Source organism: Streptomyces sp. NPDC054765 (genome assembly GCF_053612065.1).
Genome location: NZ_JBSHBP010000008.1, coordinates 98,333 through 111,961 on the forward strand (window position 1 = coordinate 98,333; position 13,629 = coordinate 111,961).

Below are 13,629 nucleotides of genomic sequence, written 5' to 3' on the forward strand. Positions count from 1 at the left end.
CGGGGCCCTGCCGAAAGTCCGGGGCCCTGCCGACCCGCCGTTGTCGTGAGTGCGCTGTGCAGACCATTCCCCTCGGGCGGAGGGGCCCAGGTGATCATGAGCGCTGGTGACGGGTGGGTGTTCGCGGCCGCGCGGGGGTGCAAGGCCGCAGGCACCACCACAACCTGCGCAACCTGGTGGTAGGGCGGACGGTGTGCAGCCGGTGTGCGATCGCCACGATGCCCCGCCCGAGTGTTCACGCTCGGCTCCGGCTCCGGCTCCGGACCCAGCCCCGGACCCAGCCCCGGACCGTGCGCCGGTTCCCCCTCCACCGGCGCCGCGTGCGTCAGAGGTATCCGAGGGCGCCCAGACCGCCGAGGCCGCCCAGCAGCATGAACACCGGCATCAGTACCTTCAGCTCCACCCAGCTACCGGCCTTGAAGCGCATGCCCTTGGGCGGGCCGACCGGGTACCAGCGCTTACGGCCTATCGGGATGGGCCACAGGATGGGGCAGCCCGAGACGGTCAGGGCATCGCCGATGTCATGGACCAGCGCGCCGAGGACGACCGGCAGGCCCAGCCAGAGGTACTGCTGCCCCGGTTCGTCGAACAGCCAGCTCGCTCCGTTGCCCGGCTGGTCGAGAACGCCGGCCAGAATCCAGGCCGAAGCCGCGCCCAGCAGCCACACCAGCACATCGCTGGAGACCCGGGCCGCTCGCCACAGCAGCCCCTCGATGGCGAGCACCATATGGACGAAGAGGATGCCGAGCACCGCCCAGCGACCGCCCCGCATCGCCAGCAGTGACATCCCGCCACCGACCAGAACGGCCCATACCCAGGTGTGGGTGAGCGTGCGGTGCCCTCCGTTGCGGGTCGAGTCACCACGCATCCTGGTCGCCTTGTAGACCCCGTGCGAGATGGCGTCGACCACTTCACACAGCGTCCGCGAGAGGGGCCCGAAGGACCGCGAGATGGTCGCGGACTTGTGATCAAGGTCCGGGGCGAGCGCCGCACCGGCACAGATCAGAGCCCCGCAGACGAGCACCGGCCAGGGCATCGGATGTCCGGCGGCAGCCGCCGCCGCGCCCACCCCCAGCCAGGCCGCGGCCCCGGACAGCGAGTGTGCCGGTCCCATCATGGTTGTTCCCACCCCTTGTTCTCTTACGTTGTCTTGCGCTTGTTCTCCTGCGCGCACGGTGCGCCTCTCGCACTGCCGCACCGCGCCCCTGACGCCCGGTCGGCGACTCAGCGTAGCGTCAGATGATCTCCGTACGAGGAGGGGGTGAGCCAACCCCGGACGGGGGCGTGAGCGGAACGTCAGCAGGACCGGCCGGCGGAGAAGCGCCGGACTGCGTGCCAACTGCTGAGCACCGGCAGCTTCCTGGCGTTCGTCACGGCCGGCGCCGGCGGAGTGCGCTGTATCTACTGCGCCAACTGTGCGGGTGGTCCTCATCCTTGGGGGGCCTCCCCCTCCCCCTCCCCCTCCCCTTCCCCCTCCCCCTCCCCATCGCCTCCAACGGCTGCTGTCGACGCACTCGTCCCCGAGACGGACGCCCCATGCAGGAACGGCCCGAGCCGCCCGGCTCGCCTGCCTTACTTGACCTCGTCTACAGCTTTCCGAACGGCTTTCTTGCCCCCGCTTTCTTGCCCCCGCTTCCTTGATCAGGCCTCCCGGTCAGCCCCCACCCCCGATCCGGACGAGGCGATTCCTCCGCCGGCCTTGCCGGCTCTCACCGGCCCTGCCGGCCTCACCGACCTCGCCCACCTCGCCCACCTCGCCCACCTCTCCGACCTCGCCGACCTCGCCGACCTCGCCGACCTCGCCGACCTCCTACGGTGCGTGATCTCTGACACGTACCGGCTGCGCTGCGATGCAGAGGGTGACGGTGGGCAACAAGGGCGCACCCTTGACATCGCACGGAGCGTAAGAGTGCTGCACCGTACCCGCCTCCGACTGCGCTGCCGTGCGGTACGTCTTCGCAGGTCAGGATCGCCGGGGTGGCGTCTTGGGCCGGTGCCGGGGGCGGGACGGCCGGGTCCGGGGGCCGTCCGGGCGGGCGGCATTCGGCGTTGTCGATCTTCAGCCGATCCCCATCTGGGTCTTCGGTTCCCTGATCCGGGCCGAAGGCAGGCAGTATGGGGGCGTGACCCTCATCGATCATCTCCCGAACGACGCCGACCCCGATGCCCTCTTCGAAGCCTTTTCGAGCTGGGCCGAGCAGCAGGGCATCTCGCTCTACCCTGCCCAGGAGGAGGCGCTGATCGAGGTGGTCTCCGGGGCGAACGTCATCCTCTCCACCCCCACCGGCTCCGGTAAGAGCCTCGTGGCGGCCGGTGCGCACTTCACCGCCCTCGCCAATGATCAGGTCACCTTCTACACCGCCCCCATCAAGGCGCTGGTCTCGGAGAAGTTCTTCGATCTGTGCAAACTGTTCGGCACCGAGAACGTCGGCATGCTCACCGGTGACGCCTCGGTCAACGCCGATGCACCGGTCATCTGCTGCACCGCCGAGGTCCTCGCCTCGATAGCGCTGCGTGACGGCAAGGATGCCGACATCGGCCAGGTCGTGATGGACGAGTTCCACTTCTATGCCGAGCCGGACCGTGGCTGGGCCTGGCAGATTCCGCTGCTGGAACTGCCACAGGCACAGTTCATTCTGATGTCGGCGACGCTCGGCGACATGTCGCGCTTCGAGGAGGATCTGACCCGGCGCACGGGCAAGCCGACATCGGTGGTGCGCTCGGCCACCCGGCCGGTGCCGCTGTCGTACGAGTACCGCACGACGGCGCTGACGGAGACGCTCACCGAACTGCTCGAGACCCGCCAGTCCCCCGTGTACATCGTGCACTTCACCCAGGCCGCCGCCGTGGAGCGGGCGCAGGCCCTGATGAGCATCAATATGTGTACACGGGCCGAGAAGGACCAGATCGCCGAGCTGATCGGGAATTTCCGGTTCACCACGAAGTTCGGCCAGAACCTGTCGCGGTATGTCCGCCATGGCATCGGCGTGCACCACGCGGGCATGCTGCCGAAGTACCGCAGGCTCGTCGAGAAGCTGGCGCAGGCGGGCTTGCTGAAGGTCATCTGCGGTACGGACACCCTCGGTGTGGGCGTCAATGTCCCCATCCGGACGGTGCTGTTCACGGCGCTGACCAAGTACGACGGGACGCGGGTACGGACGCTGCGGGCGCGGGAGTTCCATCAGATCGCGGGCCGCGCCGGCCGGGCCGGCTTCGACACCGCCGGCTTTGTGGTCGGGCAGGCTCCCGAGCATGTCGTGGAGAACGAGAAGGCTCTGGCCAAGGCGGGCGACGATCCCAAGAAGCGCCGGAAGGTGGTGCGCAAGAAGGCGCCGGAGGGCTTTGTCAACTGGGGTGAGAACACCTTCGAGAAGCTGATCGCTTCCGATCCGGAGCCGCTGAACTCCCGTTTCCGGGTGACGCATGCGATGCTGCTGTCCGTGATCGCCCGGCCGGGCAATGCCTTCGAGGCGATGCGCAAGCTCCTCGAGGACAACCATGAGCCGCGCAAGAACCAGCTCAGGCACATCCGGCGGGCCATCGCGATCTATCGCTCGCTGCTCGACGGCGGGATCGTGGAGCGGCTGCCGGAGCCGGACGCGGAGGGCCGGATCGTCCGGCTGACCGTGGATCTCCAGCAGGACTTTGCGCTCAACCAGCCGCTGTCGACGTTCGCGCTGGCCGCGTTCGACCTGCTCGACCCGGAGTCGCCGTCCTACGCGCTGGACATGGTCTCGGTCGTGGAATCCACCCTGGACGACCCGCGCCAGATCCTGGCCGCGCAGCAGAACAAGGCACGGGGCGAGGCGGTCGCCGAGATGAAGGCCGACGGCGTCGAGTACGAAGAGCGCATGGAACGGCTCATGGATGTCGAGTACCCCAAGCCGCTGGAGGAGCTGCTCTTCCACGCTTACGGCCTGTACCGCAAGAGTCACCCGTGGGTCGGCGACCACCCGCTGTCGCCGAAGTCGGTCATCCGCGATATGTACGAACGCGCCATGACCTTCACGGAGTTCACGTCCCACTACGAGCTGGCACGCACCGAGGGGATCGTGCTGCGCTACCTGGCGAGTGCGTTCAAGGCGCTGGACCACACCGTGCCGGACGATCTGAAGTCCGAGGACTTCCAGGACATCATCGCCTGGCTGGGCGAGATGGTGCGGCAGGTCGACTCCAGTCTGCTGGACGAGTGGGAGCAGCTCGCCAACCCGGAAGAAGAGACGGCGGAGCAGGCCGCGGAACGGGCGGATCAGGTCCGGCCGGTCACCTCGAACGCGCGGGCGTTCCGGGTGCTGGTGCGCAATGCGATGTTCCGGCGGGTGGAGCTGGCGGCGCTGGACAAGGTCGAGGAGCTCGGCGCGATGGATGCCGATTCCGGCTGGGACGTGGATGCCTGGGGCGAGGCGATGGACGCCTACTGGGACGAATACGACGAGCTGGGCACCGGTCCGGACGCGCGCGGCCCGAAGCTGTTGCAGATTCAGGAGGATGCCGAGCACGGGCTGTGGAAGGTGCGGCAGACTTTCGCCGACCCGAACGGTGATCACGACTGGGGCATCTCCGCGGAGGTGGATCTGGCCGCCTCCGACGAGGAGGGTCGCGCGGTGGTGCGGGTCACGGATGTGGGTCAGTTGTGAGGCGACGGCTTCGACCGAGGCCGCCGAAGGATCTGACGGAGGGCCACCGGTCATGACCAATCCCGCCGAAATGCTGGTCGATCTGCTGGATCTCGAGCAGATCGAGGTGAACATCTTCCGGGGCCGCAGCCCGCAGGAATCGTTGCAGCGGGTCTTCGGCGGGCAGGTCGCGGCCCAGGCGTTGGTGGCTGCCGGGCGGACCACGGAAGGTGACCGCCCGGTCCACTCGCTCCATGCGTACTTTCTGCGGCCGGGCCGGCCCGGCGTGCCGATCGTGTATCTGGTCGAGCGGGTCCGCGACGGGCGGTCCTTCACCACCCGCCGGGTCGTCGCCGTCCAGCAGGGACGCACGATCTTCAATCTGACCGCCTCCTTTCACAAGCCGGAAGCCGGCTTCGATCACCAATTGCCGTTGCGTCGGGTGGTGCCCGACCCGGAGGAGCTGCCGACAGTCGCGGAAGAGGTCCGCGAGCGCCTGCTCAATCTGCCCGCGTCGCTGGAGCGGATGGCACGCAGGATGCCGTTCGAGATCCGGTATGCCGACCGGCTGCGCTGGACACCGGACGAGATCGAGGGTGCGGAGCCGCGGAGCGCGGTGTGGATGCGCGCGGTCGGGCCGTTGGGCGACAATCCGCTCGTGCACACCTGCGCGCTGACCTACGCCAGCGATATGACGCTGCTGGACGCCGTCCGCATCCCGGTCGAGCCGCTCTGGGGGCCGCGGGGGTTCGACATGGCCTCGCTGGACCATGCGATGTGGTTCCACCGTCCGTTCCGCGCGGACGAGTGGTTCCTCTACGACCAGGAGTCGCCGATCGCCACCGGTGGCCGGGGCCTGGCCCGCGGGCGGATCTACGACCGGGAGGGCAGACTGCTGGTCTCGGTCGTCCAGGAAGGGCTGTTCAGGAAACTCGGCGACTGACCCGGACGGGCGGCGGAGGGCACGGCGGCCAGTGCCCGCAGCCGCCCCGGATCGTCCCGGCGGGCCCTTTCCAGGCAGCGGGAGAGATGGACGCGGTACCACAGCACTTCGTCGAACTCATCCGCCGTCAGTACGCGCTCGAAGGATTCCCTGGCGGCCGGGGTCACCGTGATCACGGACGCCAGGGTGGGCCTGAGCCGCCGCAGCTGGGACCGTTCCAGCGGGTTCTCGGCCACCGAGGCCAGCTCCTCCGGCGGCAGCACGGCGGCGATCACCGCTGCCGCTTCCCAGGGGTCGTCGGTCAGCCCCATGAGCTGGGCCACCCGGCGGCTGCGCCACTGGCGGGCCCGCCAGTCCTGTCCGCTGTCGAGCATCACCCGCATCGCGGCCGGGGTGTTGCCCCGCATCAGGTCGGGTTCACGGTCGGCGAAGGCGGCGACCTCGGCGGCGAGATAGAGCCAGACCACCGCGCCGAAGCGGTTCACATAGAACCGGACGGGGCCGAAGCAGCCGGCCCGGGTCAGACGCACCGCCCTGCCGGGCCCGATGCCCATGAGTGCGGCGGCCTCGGTCGTGCTGACCGTGCGGATCCGGTCGCGGAGCGCGTCCGGGAAGTCCGGCTCGGCCTGCAGCCGGGCGATCTCCTCCGCCGGGACCCGGCGTCGGCCGAGCGATCCGCTGCCTCCCGGCCGGTCGTCGGTCCCGGCCGGGACCGTCCGCACTTCTCCCAGCTGAGTGGCGAGCTCGAACTCGCCGGTCCTCAGCTCCAGTTCGCGGGCCGCCCGCCCCGTCGTGAGCGTCTGCCGCCCGTCGCACATCACTGTCATGTCGCTTCCCCCGCAACTCGGTCGATCACTGACAGTGACGACTGTAGTCGCAGGTGATGCCGGCGGGTCAAGCACCGCCTCAGACCTGTGGATAACTTTCCGGCCGGCGGACCGCCACGCCCAGATGCTCCCCGACTCGATTGACCAGCAGGGTCATTTCGTACGCGACCTGGCTCATGTCGGCGTCGGCGCCCGCCAGCACGCACAGGCAGCTGCCTTCCCCCGCCGCCGTCACGAACAACACTCCGTCGTCGAACTCGACCATGGTCTGGCGCACCCGGCCGATTCCGAAATGGAGCGCCGAGCCTTTCGCGAGACTGTGCAGCCCCGAGGCGACCGCCGCGAGATGCTCGGCGTCGTCCCGCTCCAGTCCCTCGCTCGTCCCGGTCACCAGCCCGTCGTTGGAGAGCACCAGCGCATACCGCACCTTCTGCACCCGTTTGGTCAGGTCGTCCAGCAGCCAGTCGAGTCCGCTGCTCAATGCCATTGCTGCTTCCTCCCCGTGTCCCCGTCCGCACTCGTGGCCGGACCGCAGCGCGCGGTCCGTCCGCGAACCGCCCGGCCAGCCTGTCCCACCCCCGCCGTCTCGGCAAGCGGCCCCACAGCCCGGCGTGCCATGCGGAGCTTGTGCGTACCGCATGGCTGAGGATGTCGGCATGGCACACAAGATGACGAAGGATGAGTGGCAGAGGTTCCTTTCGGAGGGCACCCGTACCGGGAAACTGGCGACCGTACGGGCCGACGGCAGCCCGCACACCGCCCCGGTGTGGTTCCTCATGGACGGTGACGAGCTGGTGTTCAACACCGGTGCGGACACGGTCAAGGGCCGCAATCTGGCCCGCGACGGCAGGGTGGCACTGTGCGTCGACGACGAACAGCCCCCGTTTGCCTTCGTGGTCGTAGAGGGGACGGCGGAGATCAGCGACGATCTGTCGGACGTACGTCACTGGGCGACCCGGATCGCGGCCCGTTACATGGGCGAGGACCGTGCGGAGGAGTACGGTGCCCGCAACGGCGTGCCGGGCGAGCTGGTGGTACGGGTAAAGATCGGCAAGGTCGTCGCCCTCGTGGCCGTGGCCGGCTGAGGTGCGTGTGGCGCGGGCCGTCCGGGCATCCGCGCCACGCCTGCCGCCCGCCGGTCAGCCCACCGAGTCCAACACCCGGGCGGAGTGCCGCCGTCCCGCGTGCTCGACGAGCCGGACCAGCACCTCCTTGCCGGAGTCGCGATCCCGCGCGTCACAGAGCACGACCGGGGTGCCACGGTCCAGGTCCAGCGCGCGGGCCACCTCGTCGGCCCCGTAGGACCCTGCCTCCGCAAAGCAGTTGACGGCCACCAGGAAGGGAATCGCGCGGCGCTCGAAGTAGTCGACGGCCGGAAAGCAGTCCTGCAGCCGCCGGGTATCGGCCAGCACCACGGCCCCCAGCGCGCCCTCCGACAGGTCGTCCCACAGGAACCAGAAGCGGTCCTGTCCGGGGGTGCCGAAGAGGTAGAGGGACAGGCCCCTCCTGATGGTGATGCGGCCGAAGTCCATCGCCACCGTGGTGGTGCCCTTGTGGTCCACTCCCGCGGTGTCGTCCACGGTCTCGCCCACTTCGCTGAGCCGTTCCTCCGTGCGCAGCGGGTGGATCTCGCTGACCGAGCCCACCAGGGTCGTCTTGCCCACGCCGAAGCCGCCCGCTACTAAGATCTTCAGGGTCAACTCGGCGTCGGGGGCCGGGGCTGCGTCCTCCGGGGCCCCTTGTGCGGCGTTCATCGGCCGTCTCCTCCAGGATGCAGGGTCCTGCGCGTCACGGTGTAGGCGGATCCATGGCTCGGCGAGAGGAGCCGGCGGCGGGCCGCCCGAAATCCATGGCGAGGACCGTACCCCTCACCGGTCCGGTTTTCCCTGGGTTTACGAAAGCCGCCACGTCTTCGGATCAAGCAGCCCGCCCACCGTCACATTCGTGATAGTTGGACCTGCACAGCGCGCCGCCACCGGGGCCACGAACCTGGGCGTCGTGGTGACCCTGCCCGTCGCGGGCGTCCTGTGCACCCGCACCGCCTCTCTCGCCGACCGTCCCGCCTCCGGAGGAGCTTTTGATGACCGACCACCACGCCGACCGGCCGCACGAGGTCCGTGCGTTCTTCGGGCCGCGCGCCGCCGGCTGGGACGCGAAGTTCCCCGGCGACGGCCCCGCCTATGCCGCGGGCGTCGCCGAACTGGGCCTCCAGGAGGGCGATCGGGTCCTGGACGCCGGCTGCGGCACGGGGCGTGCGCTGCCCGCGCTGCGGGCGGCCGTGGGGGCGCGCGGGACGGTACTGGGCGCGGATCTCACGCCCGAGATGCTGCGAACCGCCGTACGGGCCGGGCGTGACCGTGACGCGGCGCTGCTGCTCGCGGACGTGACCCGGCTGCCGCTGCCCGACGCCGCGCTGGACGCGGTGTTCGCCGCCGGGCTCATCTCCCATCTGCCGGACTCGGCGGGCGGCCTGGCTGAACTCGCCAGGACGGTACGCCCCGGTGGCCGGCTGGCCCTCTTCCATCCCCTCGGGCGGGCCGCCCTCGCCGCCCGCAAGGGCCGCCCGGTCACCCCCGGCGACCTACGGGCGGAGCCGAACCTGCGGCCCCTCCTGGCAGGCAGCGGCTGGGATCTGATCCGGTACGAGGACGAGGACTCCCGTTACCTCGCGCTGGCGGTCCGCCGGCGGTGACCGGGCGGCCGGTGACCATGTCTCAGCACGCCGCCGGGCCGTCCGTGCGGGGCACCGGGCAGCTGCCCGTGCGGCGGGAGGTGGGGAAGGTGCCGGGCTCGGCCACCTTGAAGCCGTTCGGGTAGCCCTTGATCTCCGGGTTCTGGCGGGCGTAGTGGGGCATGCGGCGGGGCGGCAACAGCCGTACGGCCTTGGCGCGCAGCTTCAGGGCGGTGCGCACGGCCTTCCGGACCGCCGGTTTGGGCCGTTCATAGCGGAAGGCCTCCAGCAGCGCGTTGTCCAGGAGGGCCATGCTCGCTCCGCGCACCACCGGGGCGCGCTCGGCGCCGTAGCGGTCCGTGAGTGCCGGATCCACTACGGCGAGCGCCTTCTTGACGGGCATGCCGGTGCGGTCGGCGAGCGCCGGCCCCTCCCGGACCTCGCGCGGGGTGCGCGGTCTGTGGCCCGGCCCCGTACCGCGGCAGCAGCCGCCGTGGAAGGTCAGGTCCGCACGCAATGCGGTCTCCAGGGCGCGCCGCCACCCGGCCACGTCACGCCGTTCGGGGACCGCCGGGTCGGCGCCCGGGTCGATCAGCTCGGCGCGGCGCCGCGGGCGGCGGACCGGTCCTGCGAGGCCGGCGCCTTCTTCCCTGCGGTCCGGCAGGCCCGGCAGGCCCGGCAGGCCCGGCAGGCCCGGCACACGAAGAGCATCCGGCTGCTGTAAAACACATCTGCGCAGCGTATGGCTGGTGACAAGGCCGTACCAAGCCAATTAGGGTGCGCCGACGTACTCCGCGATGGATTGGATGGGGAGGCCCGCGTGCCCACGACCGAGAGCGCCGACAACGACCAGTTGTTCGTGCTGACGGCGGTGCTGCTGACGCCCGCGCAGTTCCCGAGCGTGCTCGGCGACGACTACCCAGAGGTGTGCGCGGGCCTCGGGCTCGAACCGTACGCGGAGGGCTACGGGCTGGTCCTCGGTCAGGACAGTGCCGGCGCGCGCTGGACCGTGGCGACGGAGGATGTGTCGCTGGTGGCCTGCGCGATCGCGGCATGGGACTGCGGGATGGAGTACGACCTGTCCCCCGAGGAGGACAGCATCGTCGGAGCGCTGCCCGGCTGGCCGCTCGCGCTCGCCGTATCGACGCCGGGTGTGCCGCAGCCGCACGATCCGGAGCCGGAGGAAGGCGACCCGGCGCCGCTCGCGCCGCCGGACGCCGAGGAGTGGGGGCCTGCGCAGCGGCGGCTCGGCGCCGATGAGATCGCCATGCAGTGGGCGGTGTGGCGGGAGCAGGTGGATGACGAGGACAGCTTTGCCGAGCCCGGGGATCACGCGCACAAGGGGGTGCGGCGGGTGCTGGAGGAGGCGCGCGGTTATGTGAACGAGCCGCCGCCGCCGGGGCGGGTGCGGTCGTCGTTCGCGGCCGGTGAGGCGCGAACGCTGCGGGTCGACGGGCCCGGCTGGAGCATGGTCGCACGTACCGATGACATTGCGTTCGTGCTGCTGGACGACGAGCCGGGCGAGGTGCATCCGGTGGGCCGGGGGCCCGCGCTTCCCGGCCTGCTGTTGTCACTCGACGAGCTGGCGGCGCGGCCGGTGTGAGGCGGGGTGGGGCTGGCGCGAGTCTGTGACGCGGGGCCGGCGGGCGGGGCCGGCGACGGCGGCAGGCTCGTACCCTGTGATTCGTTTGCGGTCCGGCTTGGTGGGGGGCTGGGGCCGTGCGGGGTTCGTGAGTGCCGCGGGGGCCGGAGGGGACCCACCGGAACCCTCCGACCCCACCACCCACAAGGACCAGGCGAAACGAGCCCAGCCACACCCAACACGCACCGACCCGAGCAGGGCAGCCCCCATCAGCCCCAGCCCCAGCCCCACACCCAGCCCCCACCACGCGCAACATGCGCCATCCGCGAAGCGACAACGCACCACCCCCGGCCATCGGTAACCGCGAGAGGCACCGGCCCGATGGGGCGAGGCACGCCCGATGGGGCGAGGCACGTAAGAGGCAGGCCCCGTGCAAGGCGTAAGCCAAGGCGGGGCGTACGACCGGAGCCGTGTCCGGCGTGAGGCGGGGGTCCGGCTTGGTCAGCGGCCGATTTGCTTGCGGCTGACGCGGCGCAGTCGGCGTCGTTGGGAGGAGTCGAGCGTCAGGTACGCGACGGCCGGGATTCCGACCATGACCAAGAGGGCCGCCCAGAAGGGCAGCAGCCACAGCAGGATCACTCCCACCGCGACGCCGCCGACCGCGACCTTCGCCTGTGTGGACATCCTTCACGCCCCTTCCGCGGCGTATGCCGCGCTCTGTGTACTCCATTGAACGCCGTTTTCGCGCCGCAGGTTCCAGGCAGACGCCTGCCGTCCTGTACTCTCGGGCGCTCCAGGCGCCAGTAGTCAAACTTGAGGAGTTCGGGACCCAGTGACATCCCTCCCCGCGGTCACGCCCGCTCAGCTCTCCGTGCTCTCCCGCTGTGCAGCGGTTTTCCTGCCGTCGAATCCGCCACGGGCCGGGCGGGTCGCCTTCTGGCGCCCTGATGGTGAGCCCGTATGGGAGGCGCCTTCCGCAGATGGTGCGGCGGGCCGGGTAGGTGCGGCGGCGGAACGGCTGGATGTGGCCCTGCCGGATGAGGACGGCGGGGTTTCGCTGTGCGAGGTCCCGGCCCTGGTCCTGCCGGTGGCCGAGGCGGTGCCGGTGCTCACCCGCGCGCGGGCCGCGCGGGGCACCCATCCGGCTGCCGCCTTCTGGGGTGCCGCGTCCGTACTGGCGCTGCAGCTCGCGGCGCGTGGCCGGCTGCTGCCCGGGGTGAGTCCCGCCGGATATGACGCCTGGCGGCTGGGCCCGCTCGACGCGGCGGACATCGGGCGGCTGCGCGATCTCGCCGCCGCGATGCCACCGTACGCGCACGCCGCTCCGCTGCCGGATTCCGATCCGTTGGCGCTGCCGGATCCGGAGCGGCAGGTGCGGGACTTCCTCGACGCGGTGGCGGACGGGCTGCCGCGCTCCCCCGGCGCGGCGCTGGTCACCGGAGCGCCGGCCTTCGCGGTGTCCGCGCCGCAGCACATCCCCGAACAGCGTGCCTGGGCCGCGGATGTCGCCGCGGGGCATGACACGGGCGTGCGGATCTCGCTGCGGGTGGAGGTGCACGGCGTGGACGCGGAGGGTGCGAAGGGGAAGAGCAGGGAGGGCGCGGAGCCTGAGGGGCTCGATGGCCGGGGTGGGTCGCTGTCCGGTGCGTGGGGCGAGGGGCGGGTGGGCAAGGGCGGTGCGTGCGGGGTGTCGTCAGCGGCGGGGAGCGGGTCGGCGGAGCTGCGCGAGGCGGACGGTGACGTCGGCGCGGGCGCCGTGGATGGCCGGATCGGCTTCAGCGCCGTTGTCCAATTGCACAGCCTCACCGATCCGACGCCGGTCGCGGATGCCGCTGAGGTGTGGGCGGGGACTTCGCCCGCCGGGCAGGCCTTCGGGCCGCGGGCGCGGAGGGACACCTTGCTGACGCTGCGCCGTGCGGCGGCTGCGTGGGCGCCGCTCACCCCCTTGTTGTCCGCGGCAGTGCCCGGGGCACTGGATCTCGCCGACGAGGAAGTCGCCGAGCTGCTCGGTCCGGGCGGGCGGGCACTGGCCGCCGCCGGGGTGCAGGTGCACTGGCCCAAGGAGCTGGCACGCAAGCTGACCGGCCGGGCCGTGGTGGGGCCGCCCGGTGCGGAGGGCGACGGCGGAGGGCAGGGGCCGGAACCGGGACTGCCGTCACTGTTGTCCGCGGATGCCTTGCTCTCCTTCAGCTGGCGCTTTGCGGTGGGCGGCCGGGAGATCAGCAGGAGTGAGCTGGACCGGCTCGCCGAGGCGGGACGGCCGTTGGTGCGGCTGCACGACCAGTGGGTACTGATCGACCCGGAGGCGGTACGGGCCGCCCGGGAGCGGCGGGACCACAAGCTCACACCGCTCGATGCGCTCGGCGCCGCACTCACCGGAACCGCCGAGGACGCGGACGGCAGCCGGGTGGAAGTGGAGGCCGCCGGCTGGCTTGCCCGGCTGCGCGACCGGCTCGCCGACCCGGAAGGCAGCGACCTCGCACCCGTACGGCAGCCCGCGGCGCTCACCGCGACGCTGCGCGACTACCAGGTGCGCGGACTCGGCTGGCTGCACCGGATGACCTCGCTGGGACTGGGTGCCTGTCTCGCCGACGACATGGGGCTGGGGAAGACGATCACACTCATCTTCCCTGTCAAGTCAGCATGTTGAGTCGTTGAGGTCCGGCATCCGGGCCGCACACGGCGGCGGGAACATCACCCAACTCGCCGCGTCGCACAACCGGATCACGGCGGCCCCCGGTGTCCGCATTTGGAATGCAGGCCAGCCCCGTCCCGGCCCGTGACGCGACCACGAACCTTTCCCGTGGATTCACTGCCATTCCCGTGCACGGCAAAATATCACCGACATTCAAGGGAAACGACAGAATGCATGACACGAAGTGCGGTCAGCCGTAAGGACATAGACGCAACAAGTAAGTCAAGACTTACCTTTAGGGAACTTTGGCCGTATGGTGCGGCTCGAATCGAAGGAGTCCCTTGTTGTCAAACAT

The 13,629-nt window shown here is 70.7% G+C and carries 10 protein-coding genes and 2 pseudogenes; 6 read left to right on the plus strand and 6 right to left on the minus strand.

Going from position 1 to position 13,629, the window contains the following annotated elements:
* Positions 1–325: 325 nt before the first annotated feature.
* Positions 326–1,117 carry a metal-dependent hydrolase gene (locus tag ACWGJY_RS08055; RefSeq protein ID WP_453259938.1) on the minus strand — a complete coding sequence of 264 codons (792 nt, stop codon included), beginning with the start codon at positions 1,115–1,117 and terminating at the stop codon, positions 326–328.
* Between the two features lie 1,006 nt (positions 1,118–2,123).
* On the opposite strand from ACWGJY_RS08055, the gene ACWGJY_RS08060 reads away from it, so the two are divergent.
* On the plus strand, positions 2,124–4,637 hold the full coding sequence (locus ACWGJY_RS08060) for a DEAD/DEAH box helicase (RefSeq protein ID WP_453259939.1): 2,514 nt from the start codon (positions 2,124–2,126) through the stop codon (positions 4,635–4,637).
* 52 nt (positions 4,638–4,689) lie between these two features.
* Complete coding sequence (locus tag ACWGJY_RS08065; protein WP_453259940.1) at positions 4,690–5,559, plus strand: acyl-CoA thioesterase; 870 nt, start codon at positions 4,690–4,692, stop codon at positions 5,557–5,559.
* On the opposite strand, the gene ACWGJY_RS08070 is transcribed toward ACWGJY_RS08065, so the two are convergent.
* The gene (locus tag ACWGJY_RS08070; RefSeq protein WP_453259997.1) at positions 5,490–6,377 is read right to left on the minus strand and encodes a DUF6397 family protein; all 888 of its coding nucleotides are present in this window, start codon (positions 6,375–6,377) and stop codon (positions 5,490–5,492) included. The two genes, ACWGJY_RS08065 and ACWGJY_RS08070, sit on opposite strands and share 70 nt — an antisense overlap.
* Before the next feature lie 88 nt (positions 6,378–6,465).
* On the minus strand, positions 6,466–6,873 hold the full coding sequence (locus ACWGJY_RS08075; protein WP_453259941.1) for a roadblock/LC7 domain-containing protein: 408 nt from the start codon (positions 6,871–6,873) through the stop codon (positions 6,466–6,468).
* 169 nt (positions 6,874–7,042) lie between these two features.
* Between ACWGJY_RS08075 and ACWGJY_RS08080 the strand changes: the two genes are divergently transcribed.
* Positions 7,043–7,471, plus strand: a complete 429-nt coding sequence (locus ACWGJY_RS08080; RefSeq protein ID WP_453259942.1) for a PPOX class F420-dependent oxidoreductase — start codon at positions 7,043–7,045, stop codon at positions 7,469–7,471.
* A 54-nt stretch (positions 7,472–7,525) separates the two neighbouring features.
* On the opposite strand, the gene ACWGJY_RS08085 is transcribed toward ACWGJY_RS08080, so the two are convergent.
* Positions 7,526–8,140 carry a GTP-binding protein gene (locus tag ACWGJY_RS08085; RefSeq protein ID WP_453259943.1) on the minus strand — a complete coding sequence of 205 codons (615 nt, stop codon included), beginning with the start codon at positions 8,138–8,140 and terminating at the stop codon, positions 7,526–7,528.
* Between the two features lie 326 nt (positions 8,141–8,466).
* Here ACWGJY_RS08085 and ACWGJY_RS08090 point away from each other — a divergent pair, with 326 nt between their 5' ends.
* Positions 8,467–9,078, plus strand: coding sequence for a class I SAM-dependent methyltransferase (locus tag ACWGJY_RS08090; RefSeq protein ID WP_453259944.1), 612 nt, complete (start codon positions 8,467–8,469; stop codon positions 9,076–9,078).
* Between the two features lie 22 nt (positions 9,079–9,100).
* Here ACWGJY_RS08090 and ACWGJY_RS08095 read toward each other — a convergent pair.
* Positions 9,101–9,397: pseudogene (locus ACWGJY_RS08095) on the minus strand (oxygenase MpaB family protein); the annotation flags it as partial.
* Between the two features lie 480 nt (positions 9,398–9,877).
* Between ACWGJY_RS08095 and ACWGJY_RS08100 the strand changes: the two are divergent.
* The gene (locus ACWGJY_RS08100) at positions 9,878–10,660 is read left to right on the plus strand and encodes a hypothetical protein (protein WP_453259945.1); all 783 of its coding nucleotides are present in this window, start codon (positions 9,878–9,880) and stop codon (positions 10,658–10,660) included.
* Between the two features lie 480 nt (positions 10,661–11,140).
* On the opposite strand, the gene ACWGJY_RS08105 is transcribed toward ACWGJY_RS08100, so the two are convergent.
* Complete coding sequence (locus ACWGJY_RS08105) at positions 11,141–11,323, minus strand: hypothetical protein (RefSeq protein WP_085925021.1); 183 nt, start codon at positions 11,321–11,323, stop codon at positions 11,141–11,143.
* A gap of 148 nt (positions 11,324–11,471) precedes the next feature.
* Here ACWGJY_RS08105 and ACWGJY_RS08110 point away from each other — a divergent pair.
* A pseudogene (locus tag ACWGJY_RS08110) lies at positions 11,472–13,265 on the plus strand (SNF2 helicase-associated domain-containing protein); the annotation flags it as partial.
* Positions 13,266–13,629: the final 364 nt, after the last annotated feature.

Excerpts from the sequence above, each read along its gene's own strand:
- ACWGJY_RS08080 (WP_453259942.1), top strand. The coding sequence starts at position 7,043 with ATGGCACACAAGATGACGAAGGATGAGTGGCAGAGGTTCCTTTCGGAG.
- ACWGJY_RS08065 (WP_453259940.1), top strand. The coding sequence starts at position 4,690 with ATGACCAATCCCGCCGAAATGCTGGTCGATCTGCTGGATCTCGAGCAG.
- ACWGJY_RS08075 (WP_453259941.1), bottom strand. The coding sequence starts at position 6,873 with ATGGCATTGAGCAGCGGACTCGACTGGCTGCTGGACGACCTGACCAAA.
- ACWGJY_RS08055 (WP_453259938.1), bottom strand. The coding sequence starts at position 1,117 with ATGATGGGACCGGCACACTCGCTGTCCGGGGCCGCGGCCTGGCTGGGG.
- ACWGJY_RS08070 (WP_453259997.1), bottom strand. The coding sequence starts at position 6,377 with ATGTGCGACGGGCGGCAGACGCTCACGACGGGGCGGGCGGCCCGCGAA.
- ACWGJY_RS08085 (WP_453259943.1), bottom strand. The coding sequence starts at position 8,140 with ATGAACGCCGCACAAGGGGCCCCGGAGGACGCAGCCCCGGCCCCCGAC.
- ACWGJY_RS08105 (WP_085925021.1), bottom strand. The coding sequence starts at position 11,323 with ATGTCCACACAGGCGAAGGTCGCGGTCGGCGGCGTCGCGGTGGGAGTG.
- ACWGJY_RS08090 (WP_453259944.1), top strand. The coding sequence starts at position 8,467 with ATGACCGACCACCACGCCGACCGGCCGCACGAGGTCCGTGCGTTCTTC.